22 protein-coding genes and 3 tRNA genes are annotated in these 23,861 nt (G+C 69.0%); 5 read left to right on the top strand and 20 right to left on the bottom strand.

Features of this window, described 5'->3' with window-relative positions; genetic code table 11:
* Positions 1–17 precede the first annotated feature (17 nt).
* The 13 genes from rpsG to E5082_RS00770 all read right to left on the bottom strand — a co-directional run bounded on the left by rpsG (position 18) and on the right by E5082_RS00770 (position 15,197).
* A complete protein-coding gene (rpsG, locus tag E5082_RS00835; RefSeq protein WP_003992340.1) occupies positions 18–488 on the bottom strand; it encodes a 30S ribosomal protein S7 in 471 nt (156 codons plus the stop codon).
* A 2-nt stretch (positions 489–490) separates the two neighbouring features.
* Positions 491–862, bottom strand: coding sequence for a 30S ribosomal protein S12 (rpsL, locus tag E5082_RS00830; RefSeq protein ID WP_003948652.1), 372 nt, complete (start codon positions 860–862; stop codon positions 491–493).
* 336 nt (positions 863–1,198) lie between these two features.
* Positions 1,199–1,660: a DUF1707 and DUF4190 domain-containing protein gene (locus E5082_RS00825; protein WP_135789393.1), complete on the bottom strand. Its 462-nt coding sequence runs from the start codon at positions 1,658–1,660 to the stop codon at positions 1,199–1,201.
* 290 nt (positions 1,661–1,950) lie between these two features.
* Positions 1,951–5,850 carry a DNA-directed RNA polymerase subunit beta' gene (locus E5082_RS00820; protein ID WP_086689999.1) on the bottom strand — a complete coding sequence of 1,300 codons (3,900 nt, stop codon included), beginning with the start codon at positions 5,848–5,850 and terminating at the stop codon, positions 1,951–1,953.
* Positions 5,851–5,947: 97 nt separating this feature from the next.
* Positions 5,948–9,433 carry a DNA-directed RNA polymerase subunit beta gene (gene rpoB, locus E5082_RS00815; RefSeq protein WP_135789392.1) on the bottom strand — a complete coding sequence of 1,162 codons (3,486 nt, stop codon included), beginning with the start codon at positions 9,431–9,433 and terminating at the stop codon, positions 5,948–5,950.
* A gap of 566 nt (positions 9,434–9,999) precedes the next feature.
* Positions 10,000–10,383: a 50S ribosomal protein L7/L12 gene (rplL, locus tag E5082_RS00805; RefSeq protein ID WP_135789391.1), complete on the bottom strand. Its 384-nt coding sequence runs from the start codon at positions 10,381–10,383 to the stop codon at positions 10,000–10,002.
* Between the two features lie 116 nt (positions 10,384–10,499).
* Positions 10,500–11,030, bottom strand: a complete 531-nt coding sequence (gene rplJ, locus E5082_RS00800) for a 50S ribosomal protein L10 (RefSeq protein WP_086689993.1) — start codon at positions 11,028–11,030, stop codon at positions 10,500–10,502.
* A gap of 284 nt (positions 11,031–11,314) precedes the next feature.
* Positions 11,315–12,178 (bottom strand): SCO4651 family lipoprotein, encoded by an 864-nt coding sequence (locus E5082_RS00795; protein ID WP_135789390.1) that lies wholly within the window; start codon positions 12,176–12,178, stop codon positions 11,315–11,317.
* 158 nt (positions 12,179–12,336) lie between these two features.
* On the bottom strand, positions 12,337–13,062 hold the full coding sequence (rplA, locus tag E5082_RS00790; RefSeq protein ID WP_030811632.1) for a 50S ribosomal protein L1: 726 nt from the start codon (positions 13,060–13,062) through the stop codon (positions 12,337–12,339).
* A gap of 108 nt (positions 13,063–13,170) precedes the next feature.
* A complete protein-coding gene (gene rplK / locus E5082_RS00785; protein ID WP_030811629.1) occupies positions 13,171–13,605 on the bottom strand; it encodes a 50S ribosomal protein L11 in 435 nt (144 codons plus the stop codon).
* 167 nt (positions 13,606–13,772) lie between these two features.
* Entirely contained in the window at positions 13,773–14,648 is an 876-nt protein-coding gene (gene nusG, locus E5082_RS00780; RefSeq protein WP_135789389.1) for a transcription termination/antitermination protein NusG, read from the bottom strand.
* 80 nt (positions 14,649–14,728) lie between these two features.
* Complete coding sequence (secE, locus tag E5082_RS00775) at positions 14,729–15,013, bottom strand: preprotein translocase subunit SecE (RefSeq protein WP_030811625.1); 285 nt, start codon at positions 15,011–15,013, stop codon at positions 14,729–14,731.
* A 111-nt stretch (positions 15,014–15,124) separates the two neighbouring features.
* Positions 15,125–15,197, bottom strand: a tRNA-Trp gene (locus tag E5082_RS00770).
* A gap of 259 nt (positions 15,198–15,456) precedes the next feature.
* Here E5082_RS00770 and E5082_RS00765 point away from each other — a divergent pair.
* The 3 genes from E5082_RS00765 to E5082_RS00755 all read left to right on the top strand — a co-directional run bounded on the left by E5082_RS00765 (position 15,457) and on the right by E5082_RS00755 (position 18,482).
* Positions 15,457–16,683: a pyridoxal phosphate-dependent aminotransferase gene (locus E5082_RS00765; protein ID WP_135789388.1), complete on the top strand. Its 1,227-nt coding sequence runs from the start codon at positions 15,457–15,459 to the stop codon at positions 16,681–16,683.
* Positions 16,684–16,809: 126 nt separating this feature from the next.
* The gene (locus E5082_RS00760; RefSeq protein WP_135789387.1) at positions 16,810–17,853 is read left to right on the top strand and encodes an adenosine deaminase; all 1,044 of its coding nucleotides are present in this window, start codon (positions 16,810–16,812) and stop codon (positions 17,851–17,853) included.
* Positions 17,850–18,482 (top strand): NAD(P)-dependent oxidoreductase, encoded by a 633-nt coding sequence (locus E5082_RS00755; protein WP_135789386.1) that lies wholly within the window; start codon positions 17,850–17,852, stop codon positions 18,480–18,482. The genes E5082_RS00760 and E5082_RS00755 overlap by 4 nt, the downstream gene beginning before the upstream one ends.
* A gap of 11 nt (positions 18,483–18,493) precedes the next feature.
* Here the strand turns inward: E5082_RS00755 and E5082_RS00750 are convergent, their stop codons facing one another.
* The 6 genes from E5082_RS00750 to E5082_RS00725 form a co-directional block, all read right to left on the bottom strand.
* Complete coding sequence (locus E5082_RS00750; RefSeq protein ID WP_135789385.1) at positions 18,494–19,549, bottom strand: UDP-N-acetylmuramate dehydrogenase; 1,056 nt, start codon at positions 19,547–19,549, stop codon at positions 18,494–18,496.
* 93 nt (positions 19,550–19,642) lie between these two features.
* Complete coding sequence (locus E5082_RS00745) at positions 19,643–20,071, bottom strand: MaoC family dehydratase (RefSeq protein ID WP_135789384.1); 429 nt, start codon at positions 20,069–20,071, stop codon at positions 19,643–19,645.
* A 6-nt stretch (positions 20,072–20,077) separates the two neighbouring features.
* Complete coding sequence (locus E5082_RS00740) at positions 20,078–20,530, bottom strand: MaoC family dehydratase N-terminal domain-containing protein (RefSeq protein WP_135789383.1); 453 nt, start codon at positions 20,528–20,530, stop codon at positions 20,078–20,080.
* Between the two features lie 94 nt (positions 20,531–20,624).
* Positions 20,625–20,789 carry a 50S ribosomal protein L33 gene (gene rpmG / locus E5082_RS00735; protein ID WP_003948671.1) on the bottom strand — a complete coding sequence of 55 codons (165 nt, stop codon included), beginning with the start codon at positions 20,787–20,789 and terminating at the stop codon, positions 20,625–20,627.
* Between the two features lie 90 nt (positions 20,790–20,879).
* A tRNA-Met gene (locus E5082_RS00730) sits at positions 20,880–20,952 on the bottom strand.
* Positions 20,953–20,998: 46 nt separating this feature from the next.
* Positions 20,999–21,071 (bottom strand) — tRNA-Thr (locus E5082_RS00725).
* A gap of 231 nt (positions 21,072–21,302) precedes the next feature.
* Between E5082_RS00725 and E5082_RS00720 the strand changes: the two genes are divergently transcribed.
* Complete coding sequence (locus E5082_RS00720) at positions 21,303–22,529, top strand: amidohydrolase family protein (protein ID WP_135789382.1); 1,227 nt, start codon at positions 21,303–21,305, stop codon at positions 22,527–22,529.
* A 170-nt stretch (positions 22,530–22,699) separates the two neighbouring features.
* On the top strand, positions 22,700–23,356 hold the full coding sequence (locus E5082_RS00715; RefSeq protein ID WP_135789381.1) for an SDR family oxidoreductase: 657 nt from the start codon (positions 22,700–22,702) through the stop codon (positions 23,354–23,356).
* A gap of 28 nt (positions 23,357–23,384) precedes the next feature.
* Here the strand turns inward: E5082_RS00715 and E5082_RS00710 are convergent, their stop codons facing one another.
* Positions 23,385–23,597, bottom strand: coding sequence for a hypothetical protein (locus tag E5082_RS00710; protein WP_135789380.1), 213 nt, complete (start codon positions 23,595–23,597; stop codon positions 23,385–23,387).
* Positions 23,598–23,861 lie beyond the last annotated feature (264 nt).

The following is a 23,861-nucleotide window of genomic DNA, read 5'->3' as shown; positions in this document are numbered from 1 at the left end:
CTCGATGTGGGTAGCGACTACCAGCGGTAGTGCGCGAAGGCCTTGTTGGACTCGGCCATCTTGTGCGTGTCCTCGCGCTTCTTGACGGCCGCACCGAGGCCGTTCGAAGCGTCGAGAAGCTCGTTGAGCAGACGCTCGGTCATCGTCTTCTCGCGACGGGCGCGGGAGTAACCGACGAGCCAGCGCAGCGCGAGCGTGTTGGCGCGACCGGGCTTGACCTCGATCGGCACCTGGTACGTCGCACCGCCGACGCGGCGGGACTTGACCTCGAGGGTCGGCTTGATGTTCTCCAGCGCGCGCTTCAGCGTGATGATCGGGTCGTTGCCCGTCTTCTCACGCAGACCCTCCATGGCGCCGTAGACGATGCGCTCGGCGGTGGAGCGCTTGCCGTTCAGCAGCACCTTGTTGATGAGGGAGGTCACCAGAGGAGAACCGTAGACCGGGTCGATGATGACCGGGCGCTTCGGGGCGGGGCCCTTACGAGGCATTCTTACTTCTCCTTCTTGGCGCCGTAGCGGCTGCGGGCCTGCTTGCGGTTCTTGACACCCTGGGTGTCGAGCGAGCCGCGGATGATCTTGTAGCGAACACCCGGCAGGTCCTTCACACGGCCGCCGCGCACGAGCACGATGGAGTGCTCCTGCAGGTTGTGTCCCTCACCCGGAATGTAGGCCGTGACCTCGATGCCGCTGGTCAGACGCACACGCGCGACCTTACGCAGGGCCGAGTTCGGCTTCTTCGGGGTGGTCGTGAACACACGCGTGCAGACGCCACGACGCTGGGGCGAACCCTCGAGTGCGGGCGTCTTGTTCTTCTCGACCTTGTCCTGCCGGCCCTTACGGACCAGCTGCTGGATCGTAGGCACTACTTCTCCGGTTTCTGTGTGCCGAATGGTGAAGCTAACCTGGAACGACTCCGACCCACGCGGTCGGGTGTGTCGAACCCGCGGACTCCCGCCGCAAAGGGAAGAGCGCGGATTTCGGTGGCCGCTGACGGCTCGCCGTGCGGTGAGTGGCACACACGGGAGCCAGGGCACACCCCAGGCACAAGGTCTGAGCGTACCTATCGCACGGACTTCGGTCAAAACAAATGCGAGGCGGCCCCCCGTGACGGACAGGGCATGTCAAGTCCCAACGCCGTGGACGATCTTCGATTTCACGTAGCGCACACACCGCGCCACACTCCTGTCATCGCCCCGCCGTCAGTCCAGCACCTCCACCGCGATCAGCAGCAGCCAGAACAGCGCCCAGCCGCCGACGGACAGCCAGCCCAGAACGAGGCCGGTCAGAGCCAGTCCGTCACCGTCCTCACCGGTGCGCCGGATCTCCGCGCGGGCGGTGTGCCCGAGCACCACGGCCGGGATTCCGGTGAGCCCGGCGGTCAGCAGGCACAGCAGCCCGCACACCGCGGACCCGACCGCGTGGCCGTTCTGCGCCGGCCGCGGTGTGGCCAGGAACACCTGCGGGACGGCCGCCACGGGCCCCGGATGCGGCACCGGGCCCTGCGGCAGGTCGGCCACCACCAGGGCCAGCTCCCCCACCGTGCGGGCCGCGTGGACCCGGCTGACCCGGCGGTCGAACTCGTCCTTCTCCAGCCGCCCTTCGGCGAACCCGGCGCGCAGCACGTCCACCGCCCGCTCCCGGTCCGCGTGCGAGGCCAGCATGAACGCCGCTCCCCCGGCCGGCCCGTGGGGCGGCGCCGGCCAGTACGCGGGCGGCTGCGGCTGGAAGTTTCCGGGCAAGGCACCGGGGTGGGGCGCCGCGGGCCAGTTCTGCGGGCGCGGCGGCTGCCACGACGGTTGCGACGACGGATGCGACATGGAGCACCTCCCCAACCCCCGGCCGGGGTCTTCCATCATGCGCCCGAATGTCCGCCGGACGGGGGAAAAACGCCGAAGGGCGGCATCCCGGTGGGGATGCCGCCCTTCAGTTCAAGCGCCTTACGGCTGCTCGCCTACTGGTTGTACGGACCGTAGTCGTAGTCCTCCAGCGGAACGGCCTGGCCGGAGCCCGCGCCGAACGGCGAGTAGTCGATGTCGTCGTAGCCGACGGCCGAGTACATCGCGGCCTTGGCCTCCTCGGTCGGCTCGACCCGGATGTTGCGGTAGCGGGACAGACCCGTACCGGCCGGGATGAGCTTACCGATGATGACGTTCTCCTTGAGGCCGATCAGGGAGTCGGACTTGGCGTTGATCGCCGCGTCCGTCAGGACCCTGGTCGTCTCCTGGAAGGAGGCCGCGGACAGCCACGACTCGGTCGCCAGCGACGCCTTGGTGATACCCATGAGCTGCGGACGCCCGGAGGCCGGGTGTCCGTTCTCCTGGACCACACGACGGTTCTCGGTCTCGAACTTCGAGCGCTCGACCAGCTCGCCGGGCAGCAGCTCGGCGTCGCCGGACTCGATGATCGTCACCCGGCGGAGCATCTGCCGGATGATGATCTCGATGTGCTTGTCGTGGATCGACACACCCTGCGAGTTGTAGACCTTCTGGACCTCGCCGACCAGGTGGACCTGGACGGCACGCTGACCCAGGATGCGCAGCACGTCGTGCGGGTTGGTGGCACCCACGGTGAGCTGCTGGCCCACCTCGACGTGCTCGCCCTCGCGGACCAGGACCTTGGCACGCTTGGAGATCGGGAACGCCGTCTCGTCGCTGCCGTCGTCCGGGGTGACGACGATCTTCTTGGTCTTCTCGGTCTCCTCGATCCGCACGCGGCCGGAGGCCTCGGAGATCGGGGCGACACCCTTCGGGGTACGGGCCTCGAAGAGCTCGACCACACGGGGCAGACCCTGGGTGATGTCGTCACCGGCCACACCACCGGTGTGGAAGGTACGCATCGTCAGCTGAGTACCGGGCTCACCGATGGACTGGGCGGCGATGATGCCGACCGCCTCGCCGATGTCGACCAGCTTGCCGGTGGCCAGCGAACGGCCGTAGCACATCGCGCAGGTGCCGACGGCGGACTCGCAGGTCAGGACCGAGCGGGTCTTGACCTCCTCGACGCCGTGCTTGACCAGCTCGTCGATGAGCACGTCGCCCAGGTCGGTGCCGGCCGGGGCCAGCACCTTGCCGTCGACGACGATGTCCTCGGCGAGGCAGCGCGCGTACACGGACGTCTCGACGTTGTCCGCCTTGCGCAGCACACCGTCGGCGCCGCGCTCGGCGATCGACAGCTTGAGGCCGCGCTCGGTGCCGCAGTCCTCCTCGCGGATGATGACGTCCTGCGAGACGTCCACCAGACGACGGGTGAGGTAACCCGAGTCGGCGGTACGCAGGGCGGTGTCCGCCAGACCCTTACGGGCACCGTGCGTGGAGATGAAGTACTCCAGCACGGACAGGCCCTCACGGAAGGACGCCTTGATCGGACGCGGGATGGTCTCGTTCTTGGCGTTCGACACCAGACCACGCATACCGGCGATCTGCCGCATCTGCATCATGTTTCCTCGGGCACCCGAGTCAACCATCATGAAGATGGGGTTCGTCTTGGGGAAGTTCGCGTTCATCGCCTCGGCGACCTCGTTGGTCGCCTTGGTCCAGATCGCGATGAGCTCCTGAGTGCGCTCTTCCTTGGTGATCAGACCGCGCTCGTACTGCTTCTGGACCTTCTCGTCCTGCGCCTCGTAGCCCTTGACGATCTCCTTCTTCGCCTCGGGAACGACGACGTCGGAGATGGCCACGGTGACACCGGAACGGGTCGCCCAGTAGAAGCCCGCCGCCTTCAGGTTGTCGAGCGTCGCCGCCACGATGACCTTGGGGTAGCGCTCGGCCAGGTCGTTGACGATCTCGGAGAGCTGCTTCTTGCCCACCGAGTAGTCGACGAACGGGTAGTCCTCGGGCAGCAGCTCGTTGAAGAGCGCGCGGCCCAGCGTGGTGCGCAGGCGGAACGAGTCCCCCTGCTGCCACTCGGGCTCGCCCTCCTCGCGCGCCGGCGGCGTCCAGCCACGCGGCGGGATGGTGCCCACCGGGAAGCGGATGTCGATCGGCGACTGCAGGGCCAGCTCGCCGGCGTCGAACGCCATGGTCGCCTCGGCCGTGGAGCCGAACGCGCGGCCCTCGCCCTTGGTGTCACGGAGTTCGCCGTCGGTGGTGAGGAAGAACAGACCGAGGACCATGTCCTGGGTCGGCATCGTCACCGGACGGCCGTCGGCGGGCTTGAGGATGTTGTTCGAGGACAGCATCAGGATGCGGGCCTCGGCCTGCGCCTCCGCGGAGAGCGGCAGGTGCACGGCCATCTGGTCACCGTCGAAGTCCGCGTTGAACGCGGTGCAGACGAGCGGGTGGATCTGGATGGCCTTGCCCTCGACCAGCTGCGGCTCGAAGGCCTGGATGCCGAGGCGGTGCAGGGTGGGAGCACGGTTCAGCAGAACCGGGTGCTCGGCGATGACCTCTTCGAGGACGTCGTACACGACCGTGCGGCCGCGCTCCACCATGCGCTTGGCGCTCTTGATGTTCTGCGCGTGGTTCAGGTCGACCAGGCGCTTCATCACGAACGGCTTGAACAGCTCCAGCGCCATCGCCTTGGGCAGACCGCACTGGTGCAGCTTGAGCTGCGGGCCGACGACGATGACGGAACGCGCCGAGTAGTCGACTCGCTTGCCGAGCAGGTTCTGACGGAAACGACCCTGCTTGCCCTTGAGCATGTCGCTCAGGGACTTCAGCGGGCGGTTGCCGGGACCGGTGACCGGGCGACCACGACGACCGTTGTCGAAGAGGGCGTCCACGGCCTCCTGGAGCATGCGCTTCTCGTTGTTCACGATGATCTCGGGCGCGCCGAGGTCGAGAAGCCGCTTCAGGCGGTTGTTGCGGTTGATGACACGGCGGTACAGGTCGTTCAGGTCGGAGGTCGCGAAGCGGCCACCGTCCAGCTGCACCATCGGACGCAGGTCCGGCGGGATGACCGGGACGCAGTCCAGGACCATGCCCTTGGGGCTGTTGGAGGTCTGCAGGAACGCGGAGACGACCTTGAGGCGCTTGAGCGCACGGGTCTTCTTCTGGCCCTTGCCGGTACGGATGATCTCGCGGAGGCGCTCGGCCTCCTCCTCCAGGTCGAAGGACTCCAGGCGCTTCTGCAGCGCCGCGGCACCCATCGAACCGTCGAAGTACGTGCCGAAGCGGTCACGCAGCTCGCGGTAGAGCAGCTCGTCGCCCTCGAGGTCCTGGACCTTGAGGTTCTTGAAGCGGTTCCACACCTCGTCGAGGCGGTCGATCTCGCGCTGCGCGCGGTCACGGAGCTGCTTCATCTCGCGCTCGGCGCCCTCGCGCACCTTGCGGCGCACGTCCGCCTTGGCGCCCTCGGCCTCGAGCTCGGCCAGGTCGGTCTCGAGCTTCTTGGCGCGGGCCTCCAGGTCGGAGTCGCGGCGGTTCTCGATCTGCTGACGCTCGACGGAGACGTGGGCCTCCAGCGACGGCAGGTCGCGCTGACGGCGCTCCTCGTCGACGTACGTGATCATGTACGCGGCGAAGTAGATGACCTTCTCGAGGTCCTTCGGGGCGAGGTCGAGCAGGTAGCCCAGCCGCGACGGAACGCCCTTGAAGTACCAGATGTGGGTGACGGGAGCGGCGAGCTCGATGTGGCCCATCCGCTCACGGCGCACCTTGGCGCGCGTGACCTCGACGCCACAGCGCTCACAGATGATGCCCTTGAAGCGGACACGCTTGTACTTGCCGCAGTAGCACTCCCAGTCCCGGGTCGGACCGAAGATCTTCTCGCAGAAGAGTCCGTCCTTCTCGGGCTTGAGGGTGCGGTAGTTGATGGTCTCGGGCTTCTTGACCTCGCCGTGGCTCCACTGGCGGATGTCGTCCGCGGTGGCCAGGCCGATCCGGAGCTCGTCGAAGAAGTTGACGTCGAGCACTATGCGTCAATCCCTCTCAGTGTCGTAAGTCTGTGGTCTGAAACGGGGGCCTGGGGGTCGGCGGGGTCCTCGGTGAGAGGACCCCGCCGGACTCCCGTCAGACCTCTTCGACGCTGCTCGGCTCGCGCCGGGACAGGTCGATGCCGAGCTCCTCCGCAGCGCGGAAGACGTCCTCGTCGGTGTCACGCATCTCGATGGACATGCCGTCGCTGGACAGCACCTCCACGTTGAGGCAGAGCGACTGCATCTCCTTGATGAGCACCTTGAAGGACTCGGGGATGCCGGGCTCGGGGATGTTCTCGCCCTTGACGATGGCCTCGTAGACCTTCACGCGGCCGGTCACGTCGTCGGACTTGATGGTCAGCAGCTCCTGGAGGGCGTAGGCGGCGCCGTAAGCCTCCAGCGCCCACACCTCCATCTCACCGAAGCGCTGGCCACCGAACTGGGCCTTACCACCCAGCGGCTGCTGGGTGATCATCGAGTACGGACCGGTCGAGCGGGCGTGCAGCTTGTCGTCGACCAGGTGGTGCAGCTTGAGGATGTACATGTACCCGATGGAGATCGGGTCCGGGAACGGCTCACCGGAGCGGCCGTCGAACAGCCTCGCCTTGCCGGTCGGCTGCACCATCCGCTCGCCGTCGCGGTTCGGGATGGTGTGCTGCAGCAGACCCGCCAGCTCGTCCTCCCGCGCGCCGTCGAACACCGGGGTGGCGACGTTGGTGCCGGGGTCGACCTGGTCGGCACCGATGACCTGCAGGCGCTGCGCCCAGTCCTCGCCGAGCCCGGAGACGTCCCAGCCACGGCTGGCGAGCCAGCCGAGGTGGATCTCCAGGACCTGTCCCGGGTTCATTCGGGACGGGACACCCAGCGGGTTGAGGATGATGTCGACCGGGGTGCCGTCCTCCAGGAACGGCATGTCCTCGATCGGCAGGATCTTGGAGATGACACCCTTGTTGCCGTGGCGGCCGGCGAGCTTGTCACCGTCGGTGATCTTGCGCTTCTGCGCGACGTAGACGCGGACCAGCTGGTTCACGCCCGGCGGCAGCTCGTCGCCCTCTTCGCGGTCGAAGACGCGGACACCGATGATCTTGCCGGTCTCGCCGTGCGGCACCTTCAGGGAGGTGTCGCGGACCTCACGGGCCTTCTCACCGAAGATCGCGCGGAGCAGCCGCTCCTCCGGCGTCAGCTCGGTCTCACCCTTGGGCGTGACCTTGCCGACGAGGATGTCGCCCGCGGTGACCTCGGCGCCGATGCGGATGATGCCGCGCTCGTCGAGGTCGGCCAGGACCTCCTCGGAGACGTTCGGGATGTCCCGGGTGATCTCCTCGGGGCCGAGCTTGGTGTCACGGGCGTCGACCTCGTGCTCCTCGATGTGGATCGAGGAGAGGACGTCGTCCTGCACGAGGCGCTGCGACAGGATGATCGCGTCCTCGTAGTTGTGACCCTCCCACGGCATGAACGCCACGAGCAGGTTCTTGCCCAGGGCCATCTCGCCGTTCTCGGTGGCCGGACCGTCGGCCAGGACCTGGCCCTCGACGATCCGGTCGCCCTCGTTGACGATGACCTTCTGGTTGACCGAGGTGCCCTGGTTGGAGCGCGAGAACTTGTGCAGGCGGTACGTGATGTACGTGCCGTCGTCGTTGGCGGTGGTGACGTAGTCCGCGGAGACCTCCTGGACCACACCCGCCTTCTCGGCCTTGACCACGTCGCCGGCGTCGACGGCGGAGCGGTACTCCATGCCGGTGCCGACGAGCGGGGCCTCGCTCTTGATGAGCGGCACGGCCTGGCGCATCATGTTCGCGCCCATGAGGGCACGGTTGGCGTCGTCGTGCTCGAGGAACGGGATCATCGCGGTGGCGACGGACACCATCTGGCGCGGCGACACGTCCATGTAGTCGACCTCGTCACCGGGGACGTAGTCGACCTCTCCGCCACGACGGCGGACCAGGACGCGGGCCTCCTCGAACCGCATGTCGTCACTGAGCGTGGCGTTGGCCTGCGCGATGACGAAGCGGTCCTCCTCGTCGGCGGTCAGGTAGTCCACCTCGTCGGTGACCTGGCCGTCGACGACCTTGCGGTACGGGGTCTCGACGAAACCGAACGCGTTGACCCGGCCGTAGGAGGCGAGCGAGCCGATCAGACCGATGTTCGGGCCTTCGGGCGTCTCGATCGGGCACATGCGGCCGTAGTGCGAGGGGTGCACGTCACGGACCTCGAAGCCGGCCCGCTCACGGGAGAGACCACCCGGACCGAGCGCCGACAGACGGCGCTTGTGGGTGAGACCCGACAGCGGGTTGTTCTGGTCCATGAACTGCGACAGCTGGCTGGTGCCGAAGAACTCCTTGATGGAGGCGACGACCGGCCGGATGTTGATCAGGGTCTGCGGCGTGATCGCCTCGACGTCCTGGGTGGTCATGCGCTCGCGCACGACCCGCTCCATACGGGCGAGACCCGTACGGACCTGGTTCTGGATCAGCTCACCGACGCTGCGCAGGCGACGGTTGCCGAAGTGGTCGATGTCGTCGGTCTCGACGACGATCGACTGACCGCTGTCGCCGACCGTCTCGGTCTCGCCGGCGTGCAGCTTGACCAGGTACTTGATCGTCGAGATGACGTCCTCGGTGGTGAGCACACCCGCGCTGAGCGGGGCGTCGGCACCGAGCTTCTTGTTCACCTTGTAGCGGCCGACCTTGGCGAGGTCGTAGCGCTTGGGGTTGAAGTAGAGGTTCTCGAGCAGCGTCTGCGCGGCCTCACGCGTGGGGGGCTCGCCCGGACGCAGCTTGCGGTAGATGTCGAGCAGCGCGTCGTCCTGGCCCTGGGTGTGGTCCTTCTCCAGGGTGGCGCGCATGGACTCGTACTCGCCGAACTCCTCGAGGATCTGCTCGGTCGTCCAGCCGAGCGCCTTGAGCAGAACGGTGACCGACTGCTTGCGCTTGCGGTCGATGCGGACACCGACCATGTCGCGCTTGTCGATCTCCATCTCCAGCCAGGCACCCCGGGACGGGATGATCTTGGCGGAGAAGATGTCCTTGTCGGACGTCTTGTCGATGGAGGAGTCGAAGTAGACACCCGGCGAGCGGACCAGCTGCGACACCACGACACGCTCGGTGCCGTTGATGACGAAGGTGCCCTTGTTCGTCATGAGCGGGAAGTCGCCCATGAAGACGGTCTGGGACTTGATCTCGCCGGTCTCGTTGTTGGTGAACTCGGCGGTGACGAAGAGCGGCGCGGCGTACGTGAAGTCGCGGTCCTTGCACTCGTCGATGGAGTTCTTCGGCGGCTCGAAGCGGTGGTCGCGGAACGTCAGCGACATCGACCCGGAGAAGTCCTCGATCGGGGAGATCTCCTCGAAGATCTCCTCCAGACCGGACTTGGTGGGAACGTCCTGACCGTTCTCGAGAGCCTTCTCGACGCGAGCCTTCCAGGCGTCGTTGCCGAGCAGCCAGTCGAAGCTCTCGGTCTGGAGCGCAAGAAGGTTCGGAACCTCGAGGGGCTCCTTGATCTTTGCAAAGGAGATGCGCAGCGGGGCGGTGCTGGCGCCGTTGTTCGTATTCGCGGTCGAGGCAGTGCGCGAGGCGGCCAAGAGGGGGTCCTTCCGAGGGCTCGGACTCACTACGCGCGTACCGGTCCCTCTCTCAGGCTCACGACGGGAAACCCCAGGTCAGGGAAGTTCGGCGTCGGTGCTCGAGTGAGGGCAGACCCCTGGTGACGGGCAGGGGACAGCTAACAGGCAGCGCAAAGGGTCAGTGTAGCCACTTGGCACACTGATGTCCAGTCCCGGTTTCGGAGACCCTCGTTTTTCTCAACGCCCTCGTCTTCGACGCCCTCGGCCCGTTGCCCTCGACGCAGGATGATCCTGCCCTCTTCGCCGTCGATCCATGCCTCGGATTCGGATCGTTGTGACGACGCGTCCTGAGAATTGCGCGCTGCGTGCGGTTCGTCAAGGCCCCCCAGCCGGAACGGGGCCTTCCGGAGACACAACGAAGATCACCATACCCCTCGCCACGACGAGTGCAAGGCAACCGTGGTCCCCCCGCGGATACGCCGAAGAGCGACCACCCGGATGGATGATCGCTCTTCGGTGCGTTCGCGTTACAGCCTCTTCAGGCCGCGGTCACGCGGGTGAGGTTCGCGGAACCCCGTGAGGTGTTACTTGACCTCGACGGAGGCGCCGGCGCCCTTGAGGGACTCGGCAGCCTTCTCCGCGGCCTCCTTGGTGACCTTCTCGAGGACCGGCTTCGGGGCGCCGTCGACGAGGTCCTTGGCCTCCTTCAGACCCAGGGAGGTCAGCTCGCGCACGACCTTGATGACCTGGATCTTCTTGTCGCCGGCGCCGGTGAGGACGACGTCGAACTCGTCCTGCTCCTCGGCAGCCTCGGCCGGCGCGCCGGGGGCGGCCGGGCCGGCGACGGCGACCGCAGCGGCGGCGGTGACGTCGAACTTCTCCTCGAAGGCCTTCACGAACTCGGAGAGCTCGATGAGGGTCATCTCCTCGAACTGGGCAAGCAGCTCGTCCTGGGTGAGCTTCGCCATGATGGCGGTCCTTCCACTCGATCGGCGGGTGCCGTATGTACTGGATGTGGCGGGCGTACGTCGGCCCGCTGCGACCCCGGCCGCCTCATGCGGCAAGAGTCAGAAAGCGAGCCGAATTACTCGGCACCGCCCTGCTCGGCCTGCTTGGCACGGAGCGCGTCCACGGTGCGGACGAGCTTCGAGGGCAGCGCCTGGAAGAGCTGAGCAGCCTGGGACTGCTTGCCCTTGAAGGCACCGGCCAGCTTGCTGAGCAGAACCTCGCGGGACTCGAGGTCCGCAAGCTTCTTGATCTCGTCGGCGGACAGCGCCTTGCCGTCAAGGACACCGCCCTTGATGACGAGATTCGGGTTGTCCTTGGCGAAGTCACGGAGACCCTTCGCCGACTCCACCGGGTCACCGGTGACGAAGGCGACAGCCGTCGGACCGTTGAACAGGTCGTCCAGCGTGGTGATCCCGGCCTCGTTGGCCGCAATCTTGGTCAGCGTGTTCTTCACCACGGCGTACTTGGCGTTCTCACCGAGCGACCGGCGCAGGGTCTTGACCTGCGCCACGGTGAGACCGCGGTACTCGGTAAGCACGGCAGCGGTGGAGTTGCGGAACGCTTCCGTCAACTCGGACACTGCGGCAGCCTTGTCGGGCCTCGCCATAGAGCCTCGGCCTCCTTCCGGGTGATTCTGACCGCGCGGACCCGAAGGAGGAGACTGGGAAAAACGAAACGCCCCGGCGCAGGCGCTCGGGGCGGACTCGACCGGGCGCCTACGCGTGAGCGCGTCTGCTCCGGGAGTTCTTCCACTGACACCTGCGCGGGTCGCCCACTTTGCAGTAGGTCCTTCGGCCACCACACCCTCAGGTGAGCGTGCGGCAACGACCAGCGGTCTTTGGCTTCTCGAGGAGAGTACGTGACTCGGGCACCGACGGGCAAATCCGGTGCTCAGCGGCTTTCGGCGGCCCCCTTGGAGCGGGCCAGTTCCGTGAAGTCACGGGTGTCGGAGGCCGGGGGCGCCTCGGCAGCGATACGGACGCCGTAGTCGCGGTAGTAGGCGGTGCTGACCAGGCTGCCCTGGGCGGTGTCGGCCCGCTCCACCTTCTTGACCAGCAGGTTCCGGTGGTCGATCCACAGGTCGACGGTCTCCGTGCGCACCCCGGCCTGGTCGAGCTGCCGCTTCAGCCCGGCCAGCTCGCGCGCGCTGAGCCCGCTGTCCCGGCCCGCCAGGTCGGCCACCCGGACCCGGCCCCGGTAGTGCGTGGCCCGGGCGCCCTGGACCCGCTCGGTGCCGACCCGGCGCACGTCCCCGGAGGCCAGCAGCATCTTCACCGACTGGTTGGGCGTGGTGTTGCGCATCTGGTCCTTCAGATACATCCCGACGCCGTCACCGCCGCGCGCCAGGTCGGCGTATCCGTACCTGATCCAGTGCCTGCCGCCGGCCCGCTTGGCGAAAGTGTCGCTCATGCGCGCGTAGTAGGCGTCCGGGAGGTAGCGGGCCCTGAGGGACGGGGTGCCGGCCTTGCGCATCGCGGCCGCCAGGGCGCCGCCGGTGTAGCGGATGGTGAGGTGGCCGGTGACCCCGTCGTGCCAGCGCAGGGCGCCGTCCGAGGACAGGGAGAGGGCCTTGCCGTAGCTGAGCGTGGAGCGGACCCGGACCGACTCGGCGCGGTCGGTGGAGTGCTCGGCGGAGCGCAGGGCGGCCAGCGAGCGGGCCTGGCCGACGTCGTGGGCGTCGCCGCACGCGGCCGGGGTGGACAGGGCCAGCGCCATCGCCGCGAACCCCGCCCGGCGGACGTTCGTGCTCCTCATCCGGTCCCCCACCCCTGTACGCGCCTGTCCGCACCGTAACCCAGCGGTGCTCCCGGCCGGGAGGGGAGACGGAAAAGGGGAGGACCCCGCACCCGGAGGGGTGCGGGGTCCTCGACCTGCGTCACGCGTCGCAGACGCGGCTACCGGTGAGCGAAGGCTCAGACGGCGGCCGGGTCCTCCTCGACGAGGAGGTTGCGGGTGCGGTTCTGGTCCACCAGGATGCCGGGGCCCATCGTGGTGCTGATGGCGGCCTTCTTGATGTAGCGACCCTTGGCGGCGGACGGCTTCAGACGGAGGATCTCCTCCAGCGCCGCGCCGTAGTTCTCCACCAGCTTGTCGTCGTCGAACGACGTCTTGCCGATGATGAAGTGCAGGTTCGAGTGCTTGTCGACGCGGAACTCGATCTTGCCGCCCTTGATCTCGGTCACGGCCTTGGCCACGTCCGGGGTCACGGTGCCGGTCTTCGGGTTCGGCATCAGACCACGCGGGCCGAGGACGCGGCCGAGGCGGCCGACCTTGCCCATGAGGTCCGGGGTGGCGACGACGGCGTCGAAGTCCAGACGGCCCTTCGCCACCTCGTCGATCAGCTCGTCGGCACCGACGATGTCGGCGCCGGCGGCACGCGCGGCCTCGGCACGGTCACCGGTCGCGAAGACCAGGACCCGAGCGGTCTTACCAGTGCCGTGCGGGAGGTTCACGGTGCCACGGACCATCTGGTCGGCCTTGCGCGGGTCGACACCCAGGCGGAAGGCGACCTCGACGGTGCCGTCGAACTTGGTCGTGGAGGTCTCCTTGGCGAGACGGACGGCCTCGAGCGGGGCGTACAGCTTCTCCCGGTCGACCTTGGCGTCCGCAGCGCGGAGAGCCTTGCTGCGCTTGCTCACAACTTGCTCCTGTGTGTTCTGAAAAAGGAGTCGTGGTGTACGGGCCGAGCAGGCCCTGCCACGTGCGACCGCCCGTTCGGCAGCCGCGGGGAACTACGAAGGTGGGGCTCAGCCCTCGACCGTGATGCCCATGGAGCGCGCGGTACCGGCGATGATCTTCGCCGCGGCGTCCAGGTCATTGGCGTTGAGGTCGGGCATCTTCGTGGTGGCGATCTCGCGGACCTGCGCGTCGGTGATCTTGGCGACCTTGGTCTTGTGCGGCTCGCCGGAGCCCTTCTCGACACCAGCGGCCTTCAGGATCATCTTCGCGGCCGGCGGAGTCTTGGTCACGAAGGTGAAGGAACGGTCCTCGTAGACCGTGATCTCCACCGGGATGACCCAGCCACGCTGCGACTCGGTCGCGGCGTTGTAGGCCTTGCAGAACTCCATGATGTTGACGCCGTGCTGACCGAGCGCGGGGCCGACCGGCGGGGCCGGGTTCGCCGCACCGGCGTTGATCTGGAGCTTGATGAGCCCCGTGACCTTCTTCTTCTTGGGAGGCATAGCTCTCCGGGTCCTTTCGATTCGGGTCCTGCCCGCGTAAGGGGACCAACCCGGACGCAGGCATACCGCACAACGATAGCGGGTATAGATGTGCGGCTAAAAACCGTGCAGGTCAGACCGGCTACGAGAGCCCGTCTGACCTGCACGGAAGCGTGTGACCAGAAAAACTAGTTCTTCTGGATCTGGTCGAAGCTCAGCTCGACCGGGGTCTCGCGGCCGAAGATCTCGACGAGGCCCTTGACCTTCTTCGAGTCGGCGTTGATCTCGTTGATCGTGGCCTGGAGGGTGGCGAAGGGGCCGTCGGTGACGGTGACCGAGTCGCCGACCTCGAAGTCCAGCACCTGGACCTCGACCTTGCGCTGCGGGGCGGGCTTGCCCTCGGCCTCGGCGGCCTCGCGGGCGGCCTTCTCCTCGGCCTCCGGGGCGAGCATCTTGACGATCTCGTCCAGGGTCAGCGGGTACGGGTCGTAGGCGTTGCCGACGAAGCCGGTGACGCCGGGGGTGTTGCGGACGACGCCCCAGGACTCGTTCGTCAGGTCCATGCGGACCAGGACGTAACCCGGCAGCTTGTTCTGCTTGATCGTCTTGCGGTCGCCGTTCTTGATCTGGACGACCTCTTCCTGCGGCACCTCGGCCTGGAAGATGTAGTCCTCGACGTTCAGCGAGACGGCGCGCTGCTCCAGGTTCGTCTTCACGCGGTTCTCGTAACCCGCGTAGGTGTGGATGACGTACCACTCGCCGGGCAGCGTGCGCAGCTCCTCGCGGAGCGCGGCGATGGGGTCGACCGGCTCGGCCAGCTCCTCCTCGGCGACCTCGACGGCTTCCTCGGCCTCGACGACGTCGCCGGCCTCGTCCGCCTCGTCGGTCCCGGCGACGTCCTCTTCGACCTCGGTGACCGCTTCGGCGGGCTCGCCCGCAGCGGCCTCGGCAGCCTCGAACTCGTCCTGCTCGTCCGCGCCCTCGACGATGTCGAGCTCGGCGTCCACCGCCTCGGCGGTTTCACGGCGAGGCTCGGTGGCGTCGTTCAGGTTCGGGTCAGACACGATGGCTGCTTCTTCCTGGATACATAGGGGTGGAACATGCGAAAAAAGGCGCCGGTACCACGGCGCCCTTCGCTCTTGGCTCAGCCGAAGACGTACTTGGCCGCGTGGTTGAGGCCATAGTCAATCACGGTGACCAAGCCAATCATGATGACGACGAAGACGATCACGACGGTCGTGTACGACGTCAGCTGATTGCGGGTCGGCCAGACGACCTTGCGGAGTTCCGCGATGATCTGGCGGTAGAAGGTGGCAAGACGCTTCAGCGGGCCCTTCTTGGCACGCTTGCCGCCCTTGCGGGGCTTCTTGGCATCCGACAGCTCGTCCTGGGCATCAGGCGTGTCGATGGAGCCCACGGCGTCCGTCATGCGTCCTCACCTGATCCCGGAATCGTGGCCGTGCCGCGCCCGGTGAATTCAGAGCCGCACGGCGGTGCATTGCTGTACGTACATGCGCACACATCCTGGCGGTGTGTGTAGCAGGGCCGGAGGGACTTGAACCCCCAACCGCCGGTTTTGGAGACCGGTGCTCTACCAATTGAGCTACGACCCTTTGGTGTCCCCCAACCTACCGCATCCGCCCGACCGCCCAGTGTGGAGCGGTCACGCGGTGGCTGCTGGAGGCCAACGAGGTGAGAGTGTACGTGCTCCACGGCCCGGCGTCGAACAGAAAGTGCCCGGCCGGGCGCCCGGAGTGGAAGATCGTCCAGGCGGCGGCCCGGATTCGGACCCTTGTTCCGCAGGCCGCCCGGTGCTGTTCAGTCTGTGAAACCCGTGTGCCCGCCGTGTTTCCGGTCTGGAACGATGGGCCTATGAGCGCTGCAACCCCTCCCACCGAGCGCCGGGTCTCCGCCCGAGTCGGCGCGATCTCCGAGTCCGCCACCCTCGCCGTGGACGCCAAGGCCAAGGCCCTCAAGGCCGCCGGGCGTCCGGTGATCGGCTTCGGCGCCGGTGAACCCGACTTCCCGACCCCGGACTACATCGTCGAGGCGGCCGTAGAGGCCTGCCGGAACCCGAAGTTCCACCGCTACACCCCGGCCGGCGGCCTGCCCGAGCTGAAGGCGGCCATCGCCGCGAAGACCCTGCGGGACTCGGGCTACGAGGTCGACGCCTCGCAGATCCTGGTGACCAACGGCGGCAAGCAGGCCATCTACGAGGCGTTCGCCGCGATCCTGGACCCGGGCGACGAGGTCATCGTCCCGGCCCCGTACTGGACCACCTACCCGGAGTCGATCCGGCTCGCGGGCGGTGTCCCGGTGGAGGTCGTGGCGGACGAGACGACCGGCTACCGCGTCACCGTCGAGCAACTGGAGGCCGCCCGCACGGAGAAGACGAAGGTCGTCCTCTTCGTCTCGCCGTCCAACCCGACCGGCGCGGTCTACAGCGAGGCCGAGGCGGAGGCCATCGGCCGCTGGGCCGTCGAGCACGGCCTGTGGGTGCTGACCGACGAGATCTACGAGCACCTGGTCTACGGCGACGCCACCTTCACCTCGCTGCCCGCGATCCTGCCGGAGCTGCGGGACAAGTGCATCGTGGTCAACGGTGTCGCCAAGACGTACGCCATGACCGGCTGGCGGGTGGGCTGGGTCATCGGTCCGAAGGACGTGGTCAAGGCCGCGACCAACCTTCAGTCGCACGCCACCTCCAACGTCTCCAACGTGGCGCAGGCCGCCGCGCTGGCCGCCGTCTCCGGCGACCTGAAGGCCGTGGCGGAGATGCGCGAGGCGTTCGACCGGCGCCGCCGGACCATCGTGCGGATGCTGAACGAGATCGCCGGCGTGCTGTGCCCGGAGCCCGAGGGTGCCTTCTACGTCTACCCGTCGGTGAAGGACCTCCTGGGCAAGGAGATCCGGGGCAAGCGCCCCGCGACCACGGTCGAGCTGGCCGCGCTGATCCTGGAGGAGGCCGAGGTCGCGGTCGTCCCCGGTGAGGCGTTCGGCACGCCGGGCTACCTGCGGCTGTCGTACGCGCTGGGTGACGAGGACCTGATCGAGGGCGTCAGCCGGATGCAGAAGCTGCTGGCGGAGGCGCGGGACTGAGGTCCTTTTCCAGCGGGGCGCGGCCTGTTCACGGTGAACAGGCCGCGCCCCGCTTCTGTGTGCGAGCAAGACCACTAAAGGGGAACCGGCTACCGGTGTGGCCTCCCGGTGCGGCAGGATCTCTGGATGGAGCGTGTACGTGATCTCTCGGAGCTTCCCAAGGCCCATCTGCATCTGCACTTCACCGGCTCGATGCGCCCCGGCACCGTCCTGGAGCTGGCCGACAAATACGGCGTCCGGCTGCCCGAGACCCTGATCGATGCCCTGACCAGCGGCGAGCCGCCGAAACTGCGGGCCACCGACGAGCGCGGCTGGTTCCGCTTCCAGCGGCTGTACGACGCGGCGCGCTCGTGCGTGCGTGAGCCCGAGGACATCCAGCGGCTGGTCCGGGAGGCCGCCGAGGAGGATGTCCGGGACGGCTCGGGCTGGCTGGAGATCCAGGTGGACCCGACCTCGTACGCCCCCCGGCTGGGCGGGCTGATCCCGGCGCTGGAGATCATCCTGGACGCGGTGGACACCGCCTCCCGCGACACCGGGCTCGGAATGCGGGTGCTGGTGGCCGCTAACCGGATGAAGCACCCGCTGGACGCCCGCACCCTGGCCCGTCTCGCGGTGCGGTACGCGGACCGGGGCGTCGTCGGCTTCGGCCTCTCCAACGACGAGCGGCGCGGCATGGCCCGCGACTTCGACCGGGCCTTCCACATCGCCCGCGAGGGCGGCCTGCTGTCGGCGCCGCACGGCGGTGAGCTGACCGGCCCGGCGTCGGTGCGCGACTGCCTGGACGACCTGCACGCCACCCGGATCGGGCACGGGGTGCGCGCCGCGGAGGACCCGCGCCTGCTGAAGCGGCTCGCGGACCGGGGCATCACCTGCGAGGTCTGCCCGGCCTCCAACGTGGCGCTCGGCGTCTACGAGAAGCCCGAGGACGTCCCCCTGCGCACTCTGTTCGAGAGCGGCGTCCCGCTGGCCCTCGGCGCCGACGACCCCCTCCTCTTCGGCTCCCGGCTGGCCGCCCAGTACGAGATCGCCCGCCGTCACCACGCCTTCACCGACGCCGAACTCGCTGAACTGGCCCGGCAGTCGGTACGGGGCTCGGCGGCGCCCCCCGAGACGAAGGAGCGTCTGCTGGCGGGCGTGGACAAGTGGCTGACCGAGCCGGTGAACGCATGAGGCTGACCGTGTTCGGCGCCACCGGCGGTGTGGGCGGCGAGATCGTCCGGCAGGCCCTGCACGCGGGGCACGAGGTGACGGCGGTCGTCCGGGACCCCGCCCGGCTCACCGTCACCGGGGAGCGGCTGCACGTGGTCCGGGCCGACCTGTCCGACGCGGAGGCGCTGCGCGGCGCCGTCACGGGCCGGGACGCGGTGCTGTCGGGGCTGGGGGCGCGGTCCCGCAGGGCCGCGGGGGTGACGGCCCGGCTGACCCGCGCGGTGCTGGCCGCCATGGCGGCGGAGGGCGTGCGCCGGCTGGTGATCGTCAGCGCCGCCCCGGTGGGCCCGGCCCCCGAGGACGACGGGCTCCTGGACCGCGCGCTGCGGTCCGTGGTGTCGGCGGTGCTCAAGGACGTCTACGCCGATCTGCGCGAGACGGAGGCCGAGCTGGCCCGCAGCACCGTCGAGTGGACCTCGGTTCGCCCGCCGCGCCTGCTCGACCGGCCCCTGACCGGCCGCTACCGCACGGTGGTCGGCGGCTTCCCGCGCGGCGGCCGGACCATCGGCCGCGCGGACGTGGCGCACGCGATGCTGGCGGCGCTCGGCGACCCCGCCACGGTCCGGCAGGGCGTCGGGGTGGCGTACTAGCCGGTGGCGTACTAGAGGCTGACGCCCACGGTCACCGGCTCGTTGACCAGGGTCACGCCGAAGACGTCCTGGACCCCGGCGACGACCTCGCGGGCCAGCGCGAGCAGGTCCTCGGTGGTGGCCTCGCCCCGGTTGGTGAGGGCCAGGGTGTGCTTGGTGGAGATGCGGGCGGGCCCGGTGCCGTACCCCTTGGTGAAGCCGGCCTTGTCGATCAGCCAGGCCGCGGAGGTCTTCGTGAGCCCGTCCCCCGCCGGGTAGGCGGGCGGTACGGCGTCCGCGCCGAGGTGCTCGCGCACCCGGTCCCGGAAGGCGGCGAACCGCTCCTCGTCCAGGATCGGGTTGGTGAAGAAGGACCCGGCGGACCAGGTGTCGTGGTCCTCGGCATCGAGGACCATGCCCTTGCCCGCGCGCAGCCTCAGCACGGTCTCGCGGGCGTCGGCCAGCGGCACCCGGTCGCCGGGTTCCACGCCGAGCACGCGCGCGGTCTCCGCGTACCGGACCGGCGCCGACAGGCCGCCCGCGTCCTGAAGCCCGAAGCGGACGCGGAGCACGACGTAGCGCTCGGGGTCGGCCTTGAAGCGGCTGTGGCGGTAGGAGAAGGCGCACTCCTCGCCGGTGAGCGTGGCGGTCTCCCCCACGCGGCGGTCGTAGGCGGTCACCTCGGTGATGGTGGAGGAGACCTCCTGGCCGTACGCGCCGACGTTCTGGATCGGGGTGGCACCCGCCGAGCCGGGGATGCCGGCCAGGCACTCGATCCCGGCGAGCCCGGCCTCGACGGTGCGGGCGACGGCGTCGGTCCAGACCTCACCGGCGGCCAGCTCCAGGGTGGTGCCGCGCAGTTCGACGCCACGGGTGGCGATGCGCAGGGCGGTGCCGTCGAAGCCCTTGTCGCCGATGACCAGGTTGGAGCCGCCGCCGATGATCAGCAGCGGGGTGCCGCTGTCGTCGGCCTCGCGGACGGCGTCGATCACCTCGGCGTCGGTGGTGGCGGTGACCAGCCGGGTCGCGGGACCGCCCAGCCGGAAGGTGGTCAGCGGGGCCAGGGGGGCGTCGTGGAGTACGTGCACGGAGGCAAGACTACGGGGCGGGGGAAACGGTAAGGGGCGCCCGCCATTGCCGGACGCCCCTTACTTCTGCCGCTGTACTTCTGCCGCTGTCGGTCAGGCCAGCCGGACGACCGCCCGGGACATGCCGAGCACCTTCTGGCCCGCGCAGGTCGCGGTGAGGTCGACGCGGACGGTGTTGTCGTCGAGCTTGGCCGCGACCTTGGCCGAGACCTCGATCAGCGCGCCCTTGTCGTCGTCGGGCACGACGACCGGCTTGGTGAAGCGGACGCCGTACTCCACGACGGCGGCCGGGTCACCGGTCCAGTCGGTGACGACGCGGGCGGCCTCGGCCATGGTGAACATGCCGTGCGCGATGACGTCCGGCAGGCCCACCTCCTTGGCGAACCGCTCGTTGTAGTGGATGGGGTTGAAGTCCCCGGAGGCGCCCGCGTAGCGCACGAGGGTGGCGCGGGTCACGGGGAAGGTCTGCGCCGGGAGTTCGGTGCCGACCTCGACGTCGTCGTACGCGATCTTCGCGGTCATCGCTGCTCAGACCTCCTCGGCCGCGCGGGCCACCAGCTTGGTCCAGGCGGTCACCACGTGCTCGCCGGACGCGTCGTGCACCTCACCCCGGATGTCCAGGATGTCGTTGCCCGCCATGGACTTGATGGCCTCGATGGTGGAGGTGACGGTGAGCCGGTCACCGGCGCGCACCGGGCGGGTGTAGGCGAACTTCTGGTCGCCGTGCACCACACGGCTGTAGTCCAGTCCGAGCTGGGGGTCCTCGACGACCTGTCCGGCGGCGCGGAAGGTGATGGAGAACACGAAGGTCGGCGGGGCGATCACATCGGCGTGCCCGTAAGCCTTGGCGGCCTCCGGGTCGCGGTACGCCGGGTTGGTGTCGCCGACGGCCTCGGCGAACTCGCGGATCTTCTCCCGGCCCACCTCGTAGGGCTCGGTGGGCGGATAGGTACGCCCCACGAAGGACTGGTCGAGCGCCATGGGCCCGGTACCTCCTGGTCTAGCGGAGTGCTTGGGAAAACGACTTGAGGCCGCCCCCCATACTGCTGGGGGCGGCCTCAAGTACGAGCCTGATTTATCGCGTTTCGCGGTGCGCGGTGTGCGCATTGCAACGCGGGCAGTGCTTCTTCATCTCAAGACGGTCCGGGTTGTTACGCCGGTTCTTCTTGGTGATGTAGTTCCGCTCCTTGCACTCCACGCAGGCCAGCGTGATCTTCGGGCGGACGTCGGTGGCAGCCACGTGAGTGCTCCTAGGACGAACGGATGGGCTAGTTCAACGCATGTAAGAGTAGCCGATCGAAGGACCGACCCCGCAATCGGCTACTGTTAGTAGCGGTGACCGGACTTGAACCGGTGACACAGCGATTATGAGCCGCTTGCTCTACCGACTGAGCTACACCGCTTTGATGAGATCGGAACCCGTCTCACGACGGGTACCTCTCACACCAGAGCCCCAAAACGGAATCGAACCGTTGACCTTCTCCTTACCATGGAGACGCTCTGCCGACTGAGCTATTGGGGCGAGCGAGGAAGACATTACACGGTCCGCCGCCGATCGCCCAAATCCGTATCGGGGCGCCCATCGCGGGCCGTCCCCTGGGCCTCCGGGGCCGCTCCGGCACCCCCGGAGGCCCCGTGCCACGCCGGTACGACTATTGCCCTCCTGCGCCGTCCGCACGGCCGTCGACCCTACGCTCGGACACCCTGCGTGATCTTGCTCCGTGTCCCCCCGCCTCTGGAGTCCGAGCGCCCGATGCCCGACAGCCGGCGACAGCCTCCTCCCGCCCCCGACCAGGGCGCCCTCGTGCTGTGCGGGGCGCGGCTCACCGACGGACGGACGGTGGACGTACGGCTGGGTGACGGCCGTATCGAGGCGGTCGGCACGGCGGGCACCCTGGCTCGCGGCCCGGCCCGCGCCGGTGCCTCTCGGGTCGACCTGCGCGGCTACCTGCTGCTCCCGGCCCCCGCCGAACCGCACGCCCACGGCGACACCTGCCTCACCGCCGGACCCCCCGGCCCGCCGTCGGCCGCCCCCGAGGAGGTGCAACGCAGAGTGACCGAGGCGATCCTGCTCCAGCTCGGCCACGGTGCCACGGCGGTACGGGCCCAGGTGCGCATCGGCGATGTGCAGGGGCTCGGCGCGCTGGAGGCGGTGCTCCAGGCCCGCCGTGCGCTGCGCGGGCTCGCGGAGCTGACCACGGTGGCGATGCCCAGGCTGTTGACCGGGGTCGCCGGTGCGGACGGGCTGGCGATGCTGCGGGACGCGGTGAAGATGGGCGCCGACGTGGTGGGCGGCTGCCCCGACCTGGACCCCGATCCCACCGGGTACGCGGAGGCGGTGCTGGAGGTCGCCGCTGAGCAGGGCTGCCCGGTCGATCTGCACACCGACGCGGCGGATTCGGCCCGGCTGTCGCGGCTCGCGGCGATGGCGGGGGGCCTGCGTCCCGGTGTGACCCTCGGCCCGTGCGCGGCCCTCGCCCGGCTGCCCGCCGAGACCGCGCACCGCGTCGCGGACCGGCTCGCGGCCGCCGGGATCGCGGTGGTCTGCCTCCCCCAGGGCGGCTGCGCCGGCACCGACCGCCGGGGCACCGCGCCGGTACGGCTGCTGCGCGCGGCCGGGGTGCGCGTCGCGGCGGGCAGCGGAGCCCTGCGGGACCTGGCCAACCCGGTGGGCCGGGGCGACCCCCTGGAGGCGGCGTACCTCCTCGCCTCCGTCCACGGGATGCGCCCGGCCGACGCCTACGACACGGTGAGCGCGTCGGCGCGGGCGGTGCTGGGGCTGCCGGAGGTGCGGGTGGAGGCGGGGTTCCCCGCGGAGCTGCTGGCGGTGCGCGGGGAGGAGTTGGCGGGGGCGCTGTCGCTGGCGTACAGCAGGATCGTCGTGCACCGGGGGCGGCTGGTGGCCCGGACCAGCGCGGTGCGGGAGTACTGCAAGTCGGCGGCCGAGGCGGAGCTGGGGCTGCCCCGGCAGGGCCGCTAGAGACTGTCGTAACAGCGTTTTATCTACGGCGAGTTGGCCCACTCGGGGTACGGATGACTGCCCTGTGCGCCCCCGGTTGCCGTCGTGCGCCGTGGCCCTCCGGGGGGACGTTCTCCGGGCGGGGCCCGCTCGTGGGGCGGATGGGTCACGGCGGGCGTACGGTCGTAATCATGCGCATTGTCATCGCCGGAGGTCATGGTCAGATCGCACTGCGGCTGGAGCGGCGGCTCTCGGCCCGCGGGGACGAGGCCGCGGGCATCATCCGCAAGCCGGAACAGGCGGCGGATCTGCAGGCGGCCGGTGCCGAGCCGGTCCTGCTGGACCTGGAGTCCGCGTCGGTGGAGGAGGTCGCGGAGGCGCTCAGGGGCGCCGACGCCGCCGTGTTCGCGGCCGGCGCGGGTCCGGGCAGCAGTAAGGAACGCAAGGAGACGGTGGACAAGGGCGCGGCGGTGCTGTTCGCCGACGCGGCGGTGCGGGCCGGGGTGCGCCGGTTCGTGGTGGTGTCCTCGATGGGCGCGGACCCCCATCACCCCGGCGACGAGGTCTTCGACGTGTACCTGCGGGCCAAGGGTGAGGCGGACGCGTACGTCACCGCGCAGGACGCCCTCGACTGGACGATCCTGCGCCCCGGTTCGCTGACGGACGAGCCGGGCACGGGGCTGGTCAAGCTGGCGGCGCACACCGGGCGGGGCAAGGTCCCGCGGGACGACGTGGCGGCCGTGCTGGCGGAACTGGTGGAGACCTCGTCGACGGCGGGGCTGATCCTGGAGCTGATCGAGGGGTCGGTGCCGGTGGCGGTGGCCGTGAAGGCGGTCGCGGGGAACTGAGGCGGCCTCAGCGGGGCTCTGCTCCCGGTCAGAACAGCGGGAGTTGGCCGGGAAAGTCGGGAACGACGTAGCCGTCCAGCGTGGGCTGGGCCGCGCCGATCTGGGCGTGCTGCCGGGAGCCCGCGCAGGAGACCATCTCCTGGCTCTCCCGCGCGCCGGGCGGGTCGTGGCGCGCGAAGCGGCCGGCGACGACGGCGATCTCGCGGTGGCACACGGGACAGGTTCTGCGGCGCGCGGACATGGGACCAGTGTGCCCTGCGGGTCTGACAGGCCTGTTACTCACTTTCGGGTGACGGGTGCGGGGTGGCCGGGGTGGCGCGGCCTGGCGAAAAGGGGACTCGGCCCAGTGATCACAAGGGCTCCGTCTCTTTCGAGGCGTCAACTTGGTGCATTCTTCCTATGAATGGACGTTACAGCCAAGAGTCACGGAAACATGGCCTCTCGGTAACACAGTTCACGTTTCCACCACATGTCCTCCGCATCCCGCCAAAGTGGTGTCTGCGCG

This window comes from Streptomyces griseoluteus (assembly GCF_004784465.1).
Taxonomy (GTDB): Bacteria; Actinomycetota; Actinomycetes; order Streptomycetales; family Streptomycetaceae; genus Streptomyces; species Streptomyces griseoluteus.
The sequence above is the reverse complement of the archived record's forward strand: the minus strand, read 5'-3'. Positions and strand labels throughout refer to the sequence as shown.

Bases quoted from the DNA above. Each gene is read 5' to 3' on its own strand.
- rpsG (WP_003992340.1), bottom strand. From the start codon at position 488: ATGCCTCGTAAGGGCCCCGCCCCGAAGCGCCCGGTCATCATCGACCCG.
- E5082_RS00825 (WP_135789393.1), bottom strand. From the start codon at position 1,660: ATGCTGGCCTCGCACGCGGACCGGGAGCGGGCGGTGGACGTGCTGCGC.
- rplL (WP_135789391.1), bottom strand. From the start codon at position 10,383: ATGGCGAAGCTCACCCAGGACGAGCTGCTTGCCCAGTTCGAGGAGATG.
- rplJ (WP_086689993.1), bottom strand. From the start codon at position 11,030: ATGGCGAGGCCCGACAAGGCTGCCGCAGTGTCCGAGTTGACGGAAGCG.
- E5082_RS00795 (WP_135789390.1), bottom strand. From the start codon at position 12,178: ATGAGGAGCACGAACGTCCGCCGGGCGGGGTTCGCGGCGATGGCGCTG.
- rplK (WP_030811629.1), bottom strand. From the start codon at position 13,605: ATGCCTCCCAAGAAGAAGAAGGTCACGGGGCTCATCAAGCTCCAGATC.
- secE (WP_030811625.1), bottom strand. From the start codon at position 15,013: ATGACGGACGCCGTGGGCTCCATCGACACGCCTGATGCCCAGGACGAG.
- E5082_RS00765 (WP_135789388.1), top strand. From the start codon at position 15,457: ATGAGCGCTGCAACCCCTCCCACCGAGCGCCGGGTCTCCGCCCGAGTC.
- E5082_RS00760 (WP_135789387.1), top strand. From the start codon at position 16,810: ATGGAGCGTGTACGTGATCTCTCGGAGCTTCCCAAGGCCCATCTGCAT.
- E5082_RS00755 (WP_135789386.1), top strand. From the start codon at position 17,850: ATGAGGCTGACCGTGTTCGGCGCCACCGGCGGTGTGGGCGGCGAGATC.
- E5082_RS00745 (WP_135789384.1), bottom strand. From the start codon at position 20,071: ATGACCGCGAAGATCGCGTACGACGACGTCGAGGTCGGCACCGAACTC.
- E5082_RS00740 (WP_135789383.1), bottom strand. From the start codon at position 20,530: ATGGCGCTCGACCAGTCCTTCGTGGGGCGTACCTATCCGCCCACCGAG.
- E5082_RS00720 (WP_135789382.1), top strand. From the start codon at position 21,303: ATGCCCGACAGCCGGCGACAGCCTCCTCCCGCCCCCGACCAGGGCGCC.
- E5082_RS00715 (WP_135789381.1), top strand. From the start codon at position 22,700: ATGCGCATTGTCATCGCCGGAGGTCATGGTCAGATCGCACTGCGGCTG.
- E5082_RS00710 (WP_135789380.1), bottom strand. From the start codon at position 23,597: ATGTCCGCGCGCCGCAGAACCTGTCCCGTGTGCCACCGCGAGATCGCC.